16 protein-coding genes are annotated in these 14,785 nt (G+C 72.3%); 9 read left to right on the plus strand and 7 right to left on the minus strand.

What is annotated here, in order from left to right; translation table 11 throughout:
* The first annotated feature begins 164 nt into the window (after nt 1-164).
* Nucleotides 165-353, plus strand: a complete 189-nt coding sequence (locus ACZ3I3_RS40455) for a hypothetical protein (protein ID WP_467372842.1) — start codon at nt 165-167, stop codon at nt 351-353.
* Here the strand turns inward: ACZ3I3_RS40455 and istB are convergent.
* A complete protein-coding gene (istB, locus tag ACZ3I3_RS40460) occupies nt 331-1,632 on the minus strand; it encodes an IS21-like element helper ATPase IstB (protein ID WP_467372843.1) in 1,302 nt (433 codons plus the stop codon). The two genes, ACZ3I3_RS40455 and istB, sit on opposite strands and share 23 nt — an antisense overlap.
* 199 nt (nt 1,633-1,831) lie before the next feature.
* Here istB and ACZ3I3_RS40465 point away from each other — a divergent pair, with 199 nt between their 5' ends.
* On the plus strand, nt 1,832-3,475 hold the full coding sequence (locus ACZ3I3_RS40465) for a DNA repair helicase XPB (RefSeq protein WP_467372844.1): 1,644 nt from the start codon (nt 1,832-1,834) through the stop codon (nt 3,473-3,475).
* 65 nt (nt 3,476-3,540) lie between these two features.
* Here the strand turns inward: ACZ3I3_RS40465 and ACZ3I3_RS40470 are convergent, their stop codons facing one another.
* A complete protein-coding gene (locus ACZ3I3_RS40470; RefSeq protein ID WP_467372845.1) occupies nt 3,541-3,732 on the minus strand; it encodes a hypothetical protein in 192 nt (63 codons plus the stop codon).
* Nucleotides 3,733-3,999: 267 nt separating this feature from the next.
* Here ACZ3I3_RS40470 and ACZ3I3_RS40475 point away from each other — a divergent pair, with 267 nt between their 5' ends.
* Nucleotides 4,000-6,039, plus strand: a complete 2,040-nt coding sequence (locus ACZ3I3_RS40475; RefSeq protein ID WP_467372846.1) for a HelD family protein — start codon at nt 4,000-4,002, stop codon at nt 6,037-6,039.
* Between the two features lie 199 nt (nt 6,040-6,238).
* On the opposite strand, the gene ACZ3I3_RS40480 is transcribed toward ACZ3I3_RS40475, so the two are convergent.
* Together ACZ3I3_RS40480 and ACZ3I3_RS40485 are read right to left on the minus strand one after the other, a co-directional pair.
* Nucleotides 6,239-6,931, minus strand: a complete 693-nt coding sequence (locus tag ACZ3I3_RS40480) for a copper homeostasis protein CutC (protein ID WP_467372847.1) — start codon at nt 6,929-6,931, stop codon at nt 6,239-6,241.
* Nucleotides 6,932-7,075: 144 nt separating this feature from the next.
* Nucleotides 7,076-7,756 carry a maleylpyruvate isomerase family mycothiol-dependent enzyme gene (locus tag ACZ3I3_RS40485; protein ID WP_467372848.1) on the minus strand — a complete coding sequence of 227 codons (681 nt, stop codon included), beginning with the start codon at nt 7,754-7,756 and terminating at the stop codon, nt 7,076-7,078.
* Between the two features lie 47 nt (nt 7,757-7,803).
* Between ACZ3I3_RS40485 and ACZ3I3_RS40490 the strand changes: the two genes are divergently transcribed.
* Both ACZ3I3_RS40490 and ACZ3I3_RS40495 read left to right on the plus strand, forming a co-directional pair.
* Complete coding sequence (locus ACZ3I3_RS40490) at nt 7,804-8,466, plus strand: HD domain-containing protein (protein ID WP_467372849.1); 663 nt, start codon at nt 7,804-7,806, stop codon at nt 8,464-8,466.
* Nucleotides 8,467-8,500: 34 nt separating this feature from the next.
* Nucleotides 8,501-9,553, plus strand: a complete 1,053-nt coding sequence (locus ACZ3I3_RS40495) for a GNAT family N-acetyltransferase (protein WP_467372877.1) — start codon at nt 8,501-8,503, stop codon at nt 9,551-9,553.
* On the opposite strand, the gene ACZ3I3_RS40500 is transcribed toward ACZ3I3_RS40495, so the two are convergent.
* Together ACZ3I3_RS40500 and ACZ3I3_RS40505 are read right to left on the minus strand one after the other, a co-directional pair.
* The gene (locus ACZ3I3_RS40500; RefSeq protein WP_467372850.1) at nt 9,526-9,813 is read right to left on the minus strand and encodes a DUF4031 domain-containing protein; all 288 of its coding nucleotides are present in this window, start codon (nt 9,811-9,813) and stop codon (nt 9,526-9,528) included. The two genes, ACZ3I3_RS40495 and ACZ3I3_RS40500, sit on opposite strands and share 28 nt — an antisense overlap.
* Nucleotides 9,810-10,193, minus strand: a complete 384-nt coding sequence (locus ACZ3I3_RS40505; protein WP_467372851.1) for a hypothetical protein — start codon at nt 10,191-10,193, stop codon at nt 9,810-9,812. Before ACZ3I3_RS40505 ends, ACZ3I3_RS40500 begins: the two co-directional genes overlap by 4 nt.
* Before the next feature lie 55 nt (nt 10,194-10,248).
* Here ACZ3I3_RS40505 and ACZ3I3_RS40510 point away from each other — a divergent pair, with 55 nt between their 5' ends.
* Both ACZ3I3_RS40510 and murQ read left to right on the plus strand, forming a co-directional pair.
* Complete coding sequence (locus ACZ3I3_RS40510; protein WP_086848209.1) at nt 10,249-11,151, plus strand: MurR/RpiR family transcriptional regulator; 903 nt, start codon at nt 10,249-10,251, stop codon at nt 11,149-11,151.
* A gap of 46 nt (nt 11,152-11,197) precedes the next feature.
* On the plus strand, nt 11,198-12,130 hold the full coding sequence (gene murQ, locus ACZ3I3_RS40515; protein ID WP_467372852.1) for an N-acetylmuramic acid 6-phosphate etherase: 933 nt from the start codon (nt 11,198-11,200) through the stop codon (nt 12,128-12,130).
* 1 nt (nt 12,131) lies between these two features.
* Here murQ and ACZ3I3_RS40520 read toward each other — a convergent pair whose 3' ends face one another.
* Nucleotides 12,132-12,776 carry a hypothetical protein gene (locus tag ACZ3I3_RS40520; protein ID WP_467372853.1) on the minus strand — a complete coding sequence of 215 codons (645 nt, stop codon included), beginning with the start codon at nt 12,774-12,776 and terminating at the stop codon, nt 12,132-12,134.
* Nucleotides 12,777-13,245: 469 nt separating this feature from the next.
* Between ACZ3I3_RS40520 and ACZ3I3_RS40525 the strand changes: the two genes are divergently transcribed.
* Both ACZ3I3_RS40525 and ACZ3I3_RS40530 read left to right on the plus strand, forming a co-directional pair.
* Nucleotides 13,246-14,052 carry a hypothetical protein gene (locus ACZ3I3_RS40525; protein WP_467372854.1) on the plus strand — a complete coding sequence of 269 codons (807 nt, stop codon included), beginning with the start codon at nt 13,246-13,248 and terminating at the stop codon, nt 14,050-14,052.
* A 59-nt stretch (nt 14,053-14,111) separates the two neighbouring features.
* Nucleotides 14,112-14,783, plus strand: coding sequence for a Uma2 family endonuclease (locus tag ACZ3I3_RS40530; RefSeq protein WP_467372855.1), 672 nt, complete (start codon nt 14,112-14,114; stop codon nt 14,781-14,783).
* Nucleotides 14,784-14,785 lie beyond the last annotated feature (2 nt).

The following is a 14,785-nucleotide window of genomic DNA, read 5'->3' on the forward strand; positions in this document are numbered from 1 at the left end:
GGCGGCCCCCCCGGGCCGCGGGGGTGCCATTGGTGGCCGCCGGCCCCGCCCCCTACCCCCCGCTCAGCTGCCCCGCCCCCGGCGGGGGGCGGGCGCGGGGGCCCCGGGCCCGCCCCGCGGTGGGGTGTCCCCCGTCTCCCGGATCGTGAAAGGCCCTGTCGCCCATGCGTGAGAAGCTCCCCGCCACCGCCCTGTGCGCCATCGCCCTCGTGGGCGTGCTCGCGCCCTGTGCCACCGCTGCCCCCGCGCTGCCGCTGCCCCTGCCTGCCGCGGGCGCCGAGCCCCTGGTCTCCGAGGCGATCGGCATCGAGGGACCGCTGATCCAGAACGTCAGTCTGCCCACGCTGAAGTAGCGCGGCGCGTCCGGTAGCTGTCGCCGTCCAGCCGGACGATGTCGGCGTGATGGGCGAGGCGGTCCACCATCGCCGCGGTGGAGGCGCCGCCGAAGACCTCGTCCCAGCGGCCGAGCGGGCGGTCGCCGGTCACGATCAGCGAGGCACGCTCGTAGCGGTGGGCGACCAGGCGGAAGAACAGTCCGGCGGTCGCCGCGTCGAAGGGTGTGTAGCCGACCTCGTCGACGATCAGCAGGGGGTGATCGTCGAGGGCGGCCAACTCCGCGTCGAGCCGGCCGGCGGCCCGGGCGTCGGAGAGCCGGGAGGCCCACTCGGCGGCGGTCGCGAACAGCACCCGGTGCCCGGCCTGGCAGGCGCGCACGCCGAGGCCGATGGCGAGGTGGGTCTTGCCGGTGCCGGGCGGGCCGACGAGCACCACGTTGCGCCGGGCGGCGACGAACTCGGCCTTGCCGAGCCGGGCCAGTGCCTCCCGGTCGAAGCCCCGGGGGTGCTCCGGGTCGAAGTCCTCCAGCAGCTTGCGGACGGGGAACCCGGCCGCACGGATCCGGGCCTCGGCGTCCGCGTCGGGGCCGGGCTGCCGGGGCAGGGCGGGGGTGGCGGCCGGGGCCTCGGGCTGCGATGCCGAGGGCTGTGGTGCCTCGGAATGCCCGGCGGGGGCCCGGCCGGCCGAGGAACGGTCCCCGTGCCCGCGGTCCACGTGCCCGCCGTCCCCGTGCCCACGGTCCCCGTGCCCGCCGTCTCCGTGTCCACGGTCCCCGTGCCCGCGGTCCGACTGGGCCGCCATCGGGCCCGACATGTAGGCGAGGATCGCCGCCGAGAAGATGAACGCCATGTGGATCACCGTCCCCCACAGCAGGGCGTGGCGGGAGGTGTGGTGGACGTCCACGAACATCTGCAGCAGATGGACGGAGGAGATGCCCACGATCGCCGTGGCGAGCTTGACCTTCAGTACGTTGGAGTTGACGTGCGAGAGCCATTCGGGCTGGTCACGGTGGCCCTGGAGGCCGATGCGCGAGACGAAGGTCTCGTAGCCGCCGACGATCACCATGATCAGCAGGTTGGCGATCATGACGACGTCGACCAGCTTGAGCACCGCGAGCATCACGTACGTCTCGGTGGCGTGACCGCTCACGCACATCAGGATTAAGGTCCACAGCTCCTTGAAGAACTTGTAGACGTAGACGCCCTGGGCGGCCACCAGCCCGAAGTACAGCGGGGCCTGGAGCCAGCGGGTGGCGAACAGGGCGTATCCGAGCGTGGTGGTCGTTGGGTTCCGCACGGTTCGCCATTCTTCGGGGGCGCCGTGGAAAAACTGAATTCACACCACACGTTGGGATGAAAAGGCATTCTGTAGGACCGGAGCCGGTCCGGTCCCGCGCAGATCACACCCTCGGGACGGCGACGATCAGGCACACTGGACGTTTGGCCGAGTCGTTCGAGCCGTCCGAGCCGTCCGGCCGTGGGAAAGGGTGCCACGCGTGAATGGTCCGCTGATCGTCCAGTCCGACAAGACCCTGCTCCTGGAAGTCGACCACGAGCAGGCCGGTGAATGCCGTCGGGCCATCGCCCCGTTCGCGGAGCTGGAGCGGGCGCCGGAACACATCCACACCTACCGCGTGACCCCGCTGGGTCTGTGGAACGCCCGGGCGGCGGGCCATGACGCCGAGCAGGTCGTGGACGCGCTGGTGCAGTACAGCCGCTACCCGGTGCCGCACGCGCTGCTGGTCGACATCGCCGAGACGATGGATCGCTACGGGCGGCTCACGCTGTCCAAGCACCCGGCGCACGGGCTGGTCCTGACGACCACCGACCGTCCGGTGCTGGAGGAGGTCCTGAAGTCGAAGCGGATCGCGCCGCTGGTCGGCAACCGCATCGACCCGGACACGGTCGCCGTGCACCCCTCCGAGCGGGGGCAGATCAAGCAGACGCTGCTGAAGCTGGGCTGGCCGGCCGAGGACCTCGCCGGGTACGTGGACGGCGAGGCGCACCCGATCGAGCTGGCCGAGGACGGCTGGGCGCTCAGGCCGTACCAGAAGCAGGCCGTGGAGAACTTCTGGCACGGCGGGTCGGGCGTGGTCGTCCTGCCCTGCGGTGCGGGCAAGACGCTGGTCGGCGCCGGGTCGATGGCGCAGGCGAAGTCCACGACCCTGATCCTCGTCACGAACACGGTCTCCGCCCGGCAGTGGAAGCACGAGCTGGTGCGGCGGACGTCGCTCACCGAGGACGAGATCGGCGAGTACAGCGGGACGAAGAAGGAGATCCGGCCCGTCACGATCGCCACCTACCAGGTGCTGACGACCAGGCGGAAGGGCGTCTATCCGCACCTGGAGCTGTTCGACTCCCGGGACTGGGGCCTGATCGTCTACGACGAGGTGCACCTGCTGCCGGCGCCGGTGTTCAAGTTCACGGCGGATCTCCAGGCGCGGCGGCGGCTGGGCCTCACGGCCACGCTGGTGCGTGAGGACGGGCGCGAGTCGGACGTGTTCTCCCTGATCGGGCCCAAGCGGTTCGACGCGCCGTGGAAGGAGATCGAGGCGCAGGGCTACATCGCGCCCGCCGACTGCGTGGAGGTCCGGGTCAATCTGACGGACGCGGAGCGGCTCGCGTACGCCACGGCCGAGGCGGAGGAGAAGTACCGCTTCTGTGCGACGACCGACACCAAGCGGAAGGTCACGGAGGCGATCGTCCGCCGCTTCGCCGGGCAGCAGATCCTCGTCATCGGCCAGTACATCGACCAGCTCGACGAGCTGGGTGAGCACCTCGGGGCGCCCGTGATCAAGGGCGAGACGTCGAACGCGCAGCGGGAGAAGCTGTTCGAAGCGTTCCGGCAGGGCGAGATCAGTGTGCTGGTCGTGTCCAAGGTCGCGAACTTCTCGATCGACCTGCCGGAGGCGACGGTCGCGATCCAGGTGTCCGGCACGTTCGGGTCGCGCCAGGAGGAGGCCCAGCGGCTGGGCCGGGTGCTCCGCCCGAAGTCCGACGGCCACCAGGCCCACTTCTACTCCGTGGTCGCCCGGGACACCCTCGACCAGGACTTCGCCGCGCACCGCCAGCGCTTCCTGGCGGAGCAGGGATACGCGTACCGGATCATGGACGCGGACGAGCTGCTCGCGGAGAACTGAGGCGGGCCGGTCGGTCGTGTGCGGCGGGGTCGCTCACCGGCGCTACTCGTGTGCGGCGAGGCCGCTCACTTGCGGCGGACCAGGCCTACTTCCTCGCCGTACTGGCCGAGGATGACCACGTCGAAGGCGGCGCCCGCGAACACCTTGACGGCGCGCAGGGCATCGCCGAGGAGATGACGGTGGTGGCTGCCTGCCACGGCGGTGGCGCCGGGCGGGCGGCCCGGTGCCGGGGCGGGGGAGAAGGTTGCTGCGCTCATGTCTCCATGGTGCGTTTCCGTACGTAAAGTCCGCGTCGGCCTGAGGGCCGAACCCGCGTGCTCCTCTCGTACGCCTGCGGACCGACCCGTGCCCCTGAGGGAGGAGGCCCTCATCCCCTAGGGGACGGGAAAACCGTTGGCGGTCGGCTCCCCCGCTGCTCTAAGATCTCCGCTCTTGCCCGCCTCCCTCCCGGAGCGCCGCCGACCGGACGGAAACCGGCCGGCATCTCACCGCCATCTCTCAGCAGGTCCTCCGGAGGCACCCCCTTGTCCACGCCCGTCGACGACCCGCTCTCCCGTGAGCGCTCCCACCTCGCCGCGTCCCGCTCCGCCCTGCGTGCCATGCGCGCTGACGTCGAGGCCCTCGACATCAGCGACGTCACCGCGAACTGGGTCAACGCGGAGGTGCTGGCCCACCAGATCGAGGAGCGCATCAAGGCCCTGGCCGACCTCAGCGACACCCCGCTGTTCTTCGGCCGGCTCGACTATCTGCACGCGCCGGGGAGCGAACAGGCCGAGGGGGCAGAGGGGGAGCGCTTCTATATCGGGCGGCGCCATGTGCACGACCAGGACGGCGACCCGATGGTCATCGACTGGCGCGCCCCGGTCTCCCAGCCGTTCTACCGGGCCTCGAAGAAGGACCCGATGGACATCGCGCTGCGCCGCCGCTTCGGTTACACGGGCGGTGACCTCACGGCGTACGAGGACGAGCACCTGTCGGACCCGGCCGAGGCGGCGCGCACCAGCAAGCTGCTCCAGCAGGAGATCGAGCGGCCCCGCGTCGGCCCGATGCGGGACATCGTCGCGACGATCCAGCCCGAGCAGGACGAGATCGTCCGGTCGGGGCTCTCCGGCACGGTGTGCGTGCAGGGCGGCCCGGGCACCGGGAAGACCGCCGTCGGCCTGCACCGGGTCGCCTACCTCCTCTACGCGCACCGCGAGCGCCTCGCCCGCACCGGCACGCTCGTCATCGGACCGAACCGGTCCTTCCTGCACTACATCGAGCAAGTGCTGCCCGCACTCGGCGAGTTGACGGTGCAGCAGGCCACCGTCGAGGACCTGGTGGCGCACGTGGAGATCAGAGGGACGGACGACGCGACGGCCGCGGTCGTCAAGGGCGACGCCCGCATGGCGCGGGTGCTGCGCAGGGCCCTCTACGCGCACGTCACGATGCCCACCGAGCCGGTCGTGGTCGTGCGCGGCTCCCGCCGCTGGCGCGTGGCGGCGTACGAACTGGAGGAGATCGTCCGGGAGTTGCTCGACCGCGACATCCGCTACGGCGCCGCCCGCGAGGCCCTGCCGCAGCGCATCGCGCACGCCGTGCTGGTGCAGATGGAGCGGTCGGGGGAGGCGCCGGACGACCGGGTGCAGGACGCGGTGGCCCGCAACAGCGCGGTCAAGGCGGCCGTCAAGGCGGTCTGGCCGGCCGTCGACCCGGCGAAGCTGGTGCTGCGCCTGCTGTCGGACGCGGACTTCCTCGCCGAGCACGCGGAGGGGATCCTCGACGAGGAGGAGCGGAAGGCGATCCTCTGGGCGAAACCGGCGCGCAGCGTCAAGTCCGCCAAGTGGTCGGCCGCCGACGCCGTCCTCATCGACGAGGCCACCGACCTGATCCAGCGCACGCACTCCCTCGGCCATGTCGTCCTCGACGAGGCGCAGGACCTCTCCCCCATGCAGTACCGGGCGGTCGGCCGCCGCTGCACGACCGGCAGTGCGACCGTCCTCGGCGACCTGGCGCAGGGCACGACGCCGTGGGCGACCCGGAGCTGGCAGGAGGCGCTGGCCCACCTGGGCAAGACGGACGCGACGGTGGAGGAGCTGACGGCCGGTTTCCGCGTGCCGACGGACGTCATCACCTACGCCTCCCGGCTCCTCCCGCACATCGCCCCGGGGCTCACCCCGGTGGTCTCGATCCGCGACAACCCGGGCCACTTCGAGGTCCGCCAGGTCACCGGCACCGCCGACGTGGTCGACGCCTGCCGCGCGTCGCTGCGCCACGAGGGCTCGACGGGCCTGATCGCGGCGGACGCCCGCGTACCCGAGCTGGCCAAGGCCCTGACAGACGCCGGAATCCCGTATCTCGGCCCCGGCGAGGAGACCACCCAGGACACCCGCCTGACCCTGGTCCCGGCGTCGCTGGCGAAGGGCCTGGAGTACGACTACGTGGTCCTGGACGAGCCCGGCGCCGTGGTCGACGGCGAGCCGGACGAACGGACGGGCCTGCGCCGCCTGTACGTGGCGCTGACGCGAGCGGTGTCGGGCCTGACGGTCACCCACTCGGCCCCGCTGCCACCGCAACTGGCCTAGCTGCGGGCAACCGTGCCGACGTAGCTGCGGGCAGTCGTGCCGACGTAGCTGCGGGCAACCGTGCCGACGTAGCTGCGGGCAGTCGTGCCGACGTAGCTGCGGGCATTCGTGCCGCTGGGGCGGCACGGGTGGGCGCAGCGGCACCCCGCTGCGCCGGGTTGCGCACCCACCCGGCCCCAGCCACAACACCCTGCGCCTGTCAAGAAGCGTCCACCGCAGCCCGCCACTCGGCCACCGCCCCCACCGACACCGGCTCCCCCCAGCCCCCCGGCCGCACCGCCCCACCGATGTGGAACGCGTCCACCCCCGCACCCCGCAACACCGGCACATGCTCCAGCCGCAACCCACCCCCCACCAGCAACTGCTGCTCATACCCCGGCTCCCCGGCACGCCCCGCCTCCGCGAGCAGCACCGGCAACCCGTCGTCGACCCCACCCGCGGCACCGGCCGTCAGGTACGTGTCCAACCCCGGCACCCCGTCCAGCTGCTTGCGCAGGGCGTCCCGGTCGGCGGCCCGGTCGATGGCCCGGTGGAAGGTCCAGGGGCAGCCGTCCAACGCCCCCACAACCCGCTCCACAGCCGCCAGATCCACCCCACCCCCCGCGTCGAGGAACCCCAGCACGAACTCCTCGGCCCCGGCCTCCCGCAAGTCGGCGGCCACGCCGGCCAGCCGGTCGACGTCCCCGGCGGCGAAGCCGTCGGCGAGCCGCAGCATCACCCGCAGCGAGAGGTCGACGGCCCGCCGGATCCCGGCGACGGTGGCGGCCGACGGGGTGAGCCCGTCGGCCGCCATGTCGGTGACCAGCTCCAGCCGGTCCGCGCCTCCGGCCTGGGCGGCAATCGCGTCCTCGACTCCGAGGGCGATCACCTCCAGGACTGCACGCTTGCTCATGGGGCCCCTTCGTCGGCATGGCGTCGGCGTACGACAGCGGATCTGGACCAGACAGGTCTAGCCATACAGGTCTAGTCCAATCAAGACTACGCTGCCCGCTTCCGCCACGTTCCACGCCCCGGGCCCCGGGCCCCGGGCCCCGGCTCAGCCGAAGATGTTCAGGTCCTTCGCCTCCACCCCGACCAGCTCGAACGCGGGCGCCCCGTCGACCGGCCGTCCCGTGTAGAGCCGCACCAGCGTCGGCCCGTCCCCGATGAAGCGCCCCGGGGGCCGCTCCCCGCCGCTCTCGCCCAGCCGCAGCGGTTCGTCCAGGTCGTCCAGGTCGGCGTGCAGCGGCACGTGCCCCCGCTCGCGGGTGATCCGGGCGAGCAGCGCCAGCGCGTCCGGCAGCCCGGCCCCGCCGTACGCCCCGGGCTCGCCGAGGGCGTCGCGCACGTCCCCGGCGTGCACCCACTCCCCCAGCGCGAGGCCGTCCAGCTTCCCGCCCGCCCCGGCGATCACCGGCCCGGCCTCGGTCATCCCGCGTTCGAGCTCGTCGACCACCCGGGCGTTGCTCCAGCCGTCCCGCTCGGCGATGTCCCGGTCGTTCGACTCGGGCGAGAACACGCCCTCCTCGAACCGGTTCTCCACCACCCGGGTGAGCGCGGCCGAGCAGTGCGCCAGCACCGACCGCACCGACCAGCCCGGGCACGCCCCCACGGGCAGCGCGAAGTCCTCCTCGGCCCTGGCCCGCAACAGCGGGATCAGCGCGTCACGCTCGATCGCGAGCAGCCGCCCGGGTTGCTCGGGGTCCCGTACGTCGTGCACATCAGCAGGAGTCGTCATGGACCCCACGCTAGGTGCCACGACCCGCTCAGCGGGAGAATGCCCCCATGGCCGATATCGACGCCCTTCGCGCCCGCTTCGTCCGCACGCTGGAAGCGGCCCGGGGCCCGGCCGCCGGCCCGGACCCGGTCCCGTACGCCGACGACCTGCTCGGGCGCTGGCAGGAGCCGCAGCGCCGCTACCACACGGTGGCGCACCTCACGGCGGTCCTGGACCACGTCGACGTGCTGGAGAAGTACGCGCACGACCCGGACGTGGTCCGGCTGGCCGCCTGGTTCCACGACGCCGTCTACCTGCCCGAGCGCTCCGAGAACGAAGAACGCTCCGCCCGTCTCGCCGAACGCGCCCTGCCCGAGGCCGGCGTGTCCGCCGCCAGGACCGCCGAGGTGGCCCGCCTGGTCCGCCTCACCGTCGGGCACGACCCCGCCGACGACGACCCCGACGGCCAGGTCCTGTGCGACGCCGACCTGGCGGTCCTCGCCTCGCCCCCGTCGGCGTACGCCGCCTACACCGCGGCCGTCCGCGAGGAGTACCACTTCGTCCCGAACGAGGCCTTCCGCACGGGCCGCGCGGCGATCCTGCGCCAACTCCTCGACCTGCCGAGGCTGTTCAGGACGCCGTACGGAGCCTCGGAGTGGGAGGCCACGGCCCGCTACAACCTCACCGCCGAGCTGGAAATGCTGTCGCTTCCGCCCGGCGGCACCTCGTAGCCTGCCCGGCATGTGGACAACGGGCGCGGAGCAGGTGGAGCAGGCCGTCGACGAGTGCGTGGGCCTGCTGGGGGCGGTCACCGACCGGGACTGGGAGGAGGTGCGCGCCGGGCGGCTGGAGTGGAGCTGCCGGGAGACGGCGGTGCACATCGCCGAGAATCTCATCGCGTACGCGGGGCAGCTGGCGGGGCGCGAGCAGGAGGCGTGGACGCCGTTCGAGATCTCGCTGGATGAGGGCACGGACAACGCGGGTGCTCTGCGGGTGATCCGCACGACGGGCGCCCTGTTGGCCGCCACGATCCGCACCACCCCGCGCGAGGTCCGGGCCTTCCATCCGTATCCGTTCCGCAGCGCGAACCGTGAGGGGTTCGCCGCGATGGGCGTGGCCGAGGTGCTGCTGCACACCCACGACGTGGCCGAGGTCCTGGGCGTGGCGTACGAACCGGCCCCCGAGCTGTGCGACTTCGTCCTCACCCGGATCTTCCCGCACGTCCAGCCCGGCCCCACCCCGTGGCAGACCCTGCTGTGGGCCACCGGCCGGGGCGATCTGCCCGGCCGTGTGCCGGTCACCGAGTGGCGGTGGAGCAACAACCTGGTGATCCCCACCGACCGCCTCACCCTCCAGGGCGTCACCCCGGCGGCGGCGAGCGATCTCGCCACGGTCGGCGACGGCGGCTTCGAGTGGCTCGGAGGCGAACCGGCCGAGGGCACCCGGGTCGGCTCCGGGCTGGTGTTCAAGCAGTACGAGGACGGCGTCCACCGGCCCGAGTGGGGCATGTACGTCCTGGTCCGGCGGGAGGACGGCCGCGCCCTCGGCGCCATGGGCTTCCACAGCGTGCCGGACGAGTCGGGGCGGGTGGAGGTCGGCTACGACCTGGTCGAGGCGGCCCGTGGTCATGGTTACGCCACCGAGGCGCTGCGCGCGCTGTCCGCGTGGGCGCTGTCCCGGGACGAGGTGCACACGGTCGTCGCGAACGTCGAACGGGACAACGCGCCCTCGCACAACGTCCTCGCCCGGGCCGGATTCAAGGCCGTCGCGGAGGACACCGATCAGGTCACCTACGAACTGCGCGAACCGCGCGGCTGAGTACGCCGCTTCGGCCGGCGCAACCCCGCCCCGTGCAGCAGCCGCACCACCTCGCGGCTGCTGACCTCCACGGCCCCGGCCGCCACGACGTCCGCGTACCGCTGGACGGGGATGTCGTAGTGGTCGCGCTCGAAGGCCCGCCGGGGCACGCCGAGGCGTTCGGCGAAAGCGTGCAGTTCCTCGTACGAGACGTCGCTGATCAGGTGGGACCACATGCGGCCGTGGCCGGGCCAGGTCGGCGGGTCGATGTAGACGGTCACGAGGGCGTCGCCCCGCCGAGCGCCTCGCCCAGTGATCCCAGCGCCGCGACCTTCACGCCCGCCTCGCCGCACACCCAGTGCGGGTCGGCCCCCAACTCCGGCTCCACCTGCAGCGCGTGCGGCTCGCCGGCGCCGCACACCGGGCACAGCGGCCAGCGGCCGTAGCGCTCCAGCAGGGCGTCCTGCACGTCCTGCGCGACCAGGCCGGCGACGTACTGCGCACCCTCCGGCCACTGCTCGACCCACCAGCGCCGCTGCACGACGGACTCCTCGACCAGGGAGACGACGTCCGCCTCGGCGACGCGTCCCGCGACGAGGTCGGCGAGCACCAGGGCGCGCGCGGCGTGCAGTGCCTGCTCCAGGGGGCTGATGGGGTCCATGCCCCCATTGTGCGCACTCTTGACCGTGACGCCGAGCCGAAAATATCTTTCAGAGGTGACCTCAAGAGTGAAGGAAAGTTTCGGCACCCCGCCGGCGCCCGCCGCCCTCGCGGCCAAGGTCCGCACGCTGGGCCCGTCGATGACGCGTTCCATGCAGCGCGTCGCCGAGGCCGTCGCGGGCGATCCGGCCGGCTGCGCGGCCCTCACGGTCACCGGTCTCGCCGAGCTCACGGGCACCAGCGAGGCGACCGTCGTACGCACCGCCCGGCTGCTGGGCTATCCGGGTTACCGGGACCTGCGCCTGGCCCTGGCCGGCCTCGCCGCGCAGCAGCAGTCCGGCCGGGCCCCGGCCATAACGACGGACATCGCGGTCGACGACCCGATCGCCGACGTGGTCGCGAAGCTCGCCTACGACGAGCAGCAGACCCTCGCCGACACCGCCGCCGGACTCGACACCGTCCAACTGGGCGCGGCCGTCACCGCGCTGACCGGTGCCCGCCGCACGGACGTGTACGGCGTCGGGGCGTCCGGCCTGGTCGCCCAGGACCTCACGCAGAAGCTGCTGCGCATAGGGCTGGTCGCGCACGCGCACAGCGACCCTCACCTGGCCGTCACCAACGCCGTGCAACTGCGCGCGGGCGACGTCGCGATCGCCATCACGCACTCCGGGTCGACGGGGGACGTCATCGAGCCGCTGCGGGTCGCCTTCGAGCGCGGGGCGACGACGGTGGCGATCACCGGCCGCCCCGACGGACCGGTCTCCCAGTACGCCGACCACGTCCTCACCACGTCCACGGCCCGGGAGAGCGAGCTGCGGCCCGCGGCGATGTCGTCCCGGACCGGACAGCTTCTTGTGGTGGACTGCCTGTTCGTGGGGGTGGCGCAGCGGACGTACGAGACGGCGGCGCCGGCGCTCTCGGCGTCGTACGAGGCGTTGGCCCACCGGCATCGTTCCTGAGGCAGCCGCCCCGCCCAGCACCGGAAAGACACGGAAAGAGCCGTCCATGACCTCCACCTCCCACCCCCGTGGTCTCAGAGCCGAGCTGGACTCCCTGACCACCGAGGCGTTCCGGCCGGAGCTGGCCGGCATCGACCGGCTGCCCACCCTCGACATCGCGCGGCTGATGAACGGCGAGGACGCGACGGTCGCCGGGGCGGTCGCGGCCCGGCTGCCTGAGATCGCCGCCGCGATCGACGCCCTGGCCGAGCGGATGGCCCGGGGCGGCCGCCTGGTCTACGCGGGTGCGGGCACGGCGGGCCGACTCGGGGTCCTGGACGCCTCCGAGTGCCCACCCACCTTCAACACCGACCCCTCCCGGGTCGTCGGGCTGATCGCGGGCGGCCCGCAGGCCGTGGTCACCTCGGTGGAGGGCGCGGAGGACTCCCGGGAACTGGCCCGTGCCGACCTGGAGCCCCTCGGCCTGACCCCGGACGACACGGTGGTCGGCATCTCGGCCTCCGGCCGCACCCCGTACGCCATCGGCGCCGTCGAGTACGCCCGCGCCCGCGGCTCCCTCACCATCGGCCTGGCCTGCAACCCCGGCAGCCCGCTGGCGGCCGCCGCCGACCACGGCATCGAGATCGTCGTCGGCCCAGAACTCCTCACCGGCTCCACCCGCCTGAAGGCCGGCACGGCACAGAAGCTCGTCCTGAACATGCTCTCGACGATCACGATGATCCGCCTGGGCAAGACCTACGGGAACCTGATGGTCGACGTCCGCGCCTCCAACGACAAACTGCGCGCCCGCTCCCACCGCATCGTCGCCCTCGCCACCGGCGCCGGCGACGAGGAGATCGAGCGGGCCCTGGCCGCGACCGACGGCGAGGTGAAGAACGCGATCCTGACCATCCTGGCCGACGTGGACGGCCCGACGGCGGCCCGCCTGCTGGAGGAGTCCGACGGGCATCTGCGGGCGGCCCTGGCGGCGGCCGGCTGACTCATCGGCTCCGGCGGCGCTGACCGCCGTAGAAGGTGCCGCCCGCCAGGAGCAGGATCAGTCCGGCGGTGACGGCGAGGGTGATCTGCGTGGTGTTCCGCTGCTCGGGACTGTCGGGCAGCCTGGGATCGAGCAGCCCGAGCGGGTCCTTGCGGATCTCGACGCGGTCGCCGGGCTCTGCCTGGCCGAAGCAGTTCTCCTGCTGGGACACCTCGTACGTCCTTCGGTCCCCGCCGAGCTCCCGGACCGTGCAGAACATGTCCGGCCCGCGCCGTTGGTCCCGGTCGGCCACCTGGGTCACCACGGCGTCGACGGGCTCTCCCACGGTGGCCATGTACCCCTCGTACACGGCGGGCCCGGCGAACAGCATCAGCGCGAATCCGCCGAAGGAGACGAGCGTCGCCGCCCCGGCCCGGTGCCAGAAACCGCCGATGACACTGGCGGCGACCGCGATGGTCGCCATGCAGACGACGACCCCGAGCCAGGTCACCCACTGTCCGACCGCGGAACCGACCAGCAGCAGGGCCGGCACGAGCACGGCCCACAGCGCGGAACCGACGGCCTTGCGCACACGGGTCGGGGCCGGCCCTGAACTGCCCGTCCCGCTGCCGCCGCCGACCTCCACAGCCGTCCCGGACGCGCTCATGTCCCCCGAACTCCTGTCACCGGCACGTTCCTTCGCGCCCGCCACGATATACAGCGGCGCGACGCCCCCACCAGCGCCGCTACCGCGCTTCACCGTGACTTCGGCTCACGGCTGACCTGCCTCACCCGCGCCCGCAGCGTCTCCCCCGCCGGCAGCGAGCGCAGTACGTCCGTCAGATGCTCGGCCGTCCGTACGTTGCACCGCCTGAGCTTCGGGATCCGGGCTTCGAGCCCTCTTTCCAAGGAACGGATGAAGGGCCTCAACCCGCCCTCCCACCCCGCGTGTTGACTTGACGCGTTCGGCTTGCCACGGACAGTGACACGCCTCTAACGTTCGTGCACAAGCAACAGCCCCCGCCAGGTGCTACCAACACCTGCGGGGGCTTACCAACGAGATCGAAGCGACCGATCCCATGGCTGAAGCCAACTTTAGTGCTACCTCCCCGTCCGCGCACCCATCCGCGCATCCGATGGCGAACCCGGGCTACGGCAAGCGCTCCGCCCCTGACCAACTCACCCGCACCAATCACGACTTCGCCCACCTCCCACCCCGCGAAGCAGCCATCGCCGCCTACCTGGACCGGCTCCCCGACGGCGCAGACATCTCCGTAAAGACGCTGGCCAAGCATCTCCCGTACGGACAGTGCGCCCTCGGCACGGCCCTCAACCGCATCCAGCAGGCGGGCCATCTGCGCCGAGGCCGGGAGTGCGTGACGGCGAACGACGGCAGCTCCCGCTGGATCACCCGATCGTGGTGGTCTCGCACGGCCCGGGACGATGACTGGTGGGCGGCCTTCACCCGCGGCGACGTACCGAAGCAGGCAGCGCGCCCCACCCGCTCCCGCGCCCACATCCTCCTGGCCGCCCTCGGCCGCACGGCGCCCGTCCTGTCCCTCTCCCAGGCCGACTGCGCGACGCTCGCCCCGCTGGTGACGGAGTGGTTCGAGCGGGGCGCCTCGGAGGAGGACGTACTGCGTGCGCTCACGGCCGGCCTGCCGACGCCCGTCCACCACCCCGCCGCCCTCGTCCGCAACCGCCTGACCAGCAAACTCCCGCCCCCACCCGCCCCGCGTCCGCCCTTGCGGGTGCTGGAGTGCGCGAACTGCGGTGCTCCGGGGCGTCCGGAGTCCCTGCCAGGGGGCCGTTGCAGCGCCTGCCGGGGCGAACGCGCCCCCGCGCAACCCCCTGCACCCCTGCCCGCCCCCACGGTTCACGACCGCGCGGCCCAGATCCGCGCCGCAATGTCCCAACGACGCCGAGAGAAGGCACGCGCATGACGGCTCCTACGGTCCGACGTCACTCCCCCAGGGCACGATGGAAGGGAGGAGGCACCACCATGACCCCTGGTACCGCTGACCGCCCGCTGATGCCCATCGAGGACTTCGAGGATCTGGTCGATGTGGCGCCGGACCACGTCCGGCTCGAGTACGTAGACGGGCGGGTCCGTACGAAGGACCCACTCACCGTCGAGGACTTCGAAGAACTGGAACGCCGCGCCCCGGAGACCGTGCGGCTTGAGTACATCAACGGAAAACTAGAGGTCAAGGCCATGCCGGACGGCAACCACAGCGAGATCCACATGTGGCTGCTTGAGCAGTGCCTGCAGCATCGGCCGGACCTGCGCCTCCATCACGAGCGAGGCGTCCGGACCGAGGCCTACCGCAAGGGCCGTGCCCGGGCCGACGGGGCTCTCGTACGACGGGGGCACTTCAAAGGGCACGGTGAGTGGTCCGCTGCCAACGGCGTCCTCATGGTCGTCGAGATCACCTCCCACGACCGTGACACCAACCAGCGGGACCGCATCGACAAGCCCGTCGGATACGCGGCAGTCGACATCCCCGTCTACCTGCTCATCGACCGCGACAACAACACGGTCGTCGTCTACAGCGAGCCCAAGGACGGCCGATACCAGCAGGCCGCTGCCCACCCGTGGGGCACGCCGGTGGAGCTCCCTGCCCCCGTCGGCTTCACTCTGGACACGGAAGAACTCAAGGACTACGCCGACTGAGG

This window comes from Streptomyces sp. NPDC016851, assembly GCF_055562795.1.

Coding starts and splice junctions, on each gene's coding strand:
- ACZ3I3_RS40455 (WP_467372842.1), top strand. CDS start 165: ATGCGTGAGAAGCTCCCCGCCACCGCCCTGTGCGCCATCGCCCTCGTG.
- ACZ3I3_RS40470 (WP_467372845.1), bottom strand. CDS start 3,732: ATGAGCGCAGCAACCTTCTCCCCCGCCCCGGCACCGGGCCGCCCGCCC.
- ACZ3I3_RS40480 (WP_467372847.1), bottom strand. CDS start 6,931: ATGAGCAAGCGTGCAGTCCTGGAGGTGATCGCCCTCGGAGTCGAGGAC.
- ACZ3I3_RS40485 (WP_467372848.1), bottom strand. CDS start 7,756: ATGACGACTCCTGCTGATGTGCACGACGTACGGGACCCCGAGCAACCC.
- ACZ3I3_RS40490 (WP_467372849.1), top strand. CDS start 7,804: ATGGCCGATATCGACGCCCTTCGCGCCCGCTTCGTCCGCACGCTGGAA.
- ACZ3I3_RS40505 (WP_467372851.1), bottom strand. CDS start 10,193: ATGGACCCCATCAGCCCCCTGGAGCAGGCACTGCACGCCGCGCGCGCC.
- murQ (WP_467372852.1), top strand. CDS start 11,198: ATGACCTCCACCTCCCACCCCCGTGGTCTCAGAGCCGAGCTGGACTCC.
- ACZ3I3_RS40520 (WP_467372853.1), bottom strand. CDS start 12,776: ATGAGCGCGTCCGGGACGGCTGTGGAGGTCGGCGGCGGCAGCGGGACG.
- ACZ3I3_RS40525 (WP_467372854.1), top strand. CDS start 13,246: ATGGCGAACCCGGGCTACGGCAAGCGCTCCGCCCCTGACCAACTCACC.
- ACZ3I3_RS40530 (WP_467372855.1), top strand. CDS start 14,112: ATGACCCCTGGTACCGCTGACCGCCCGCTGATGCCCATCGAGGACTTC.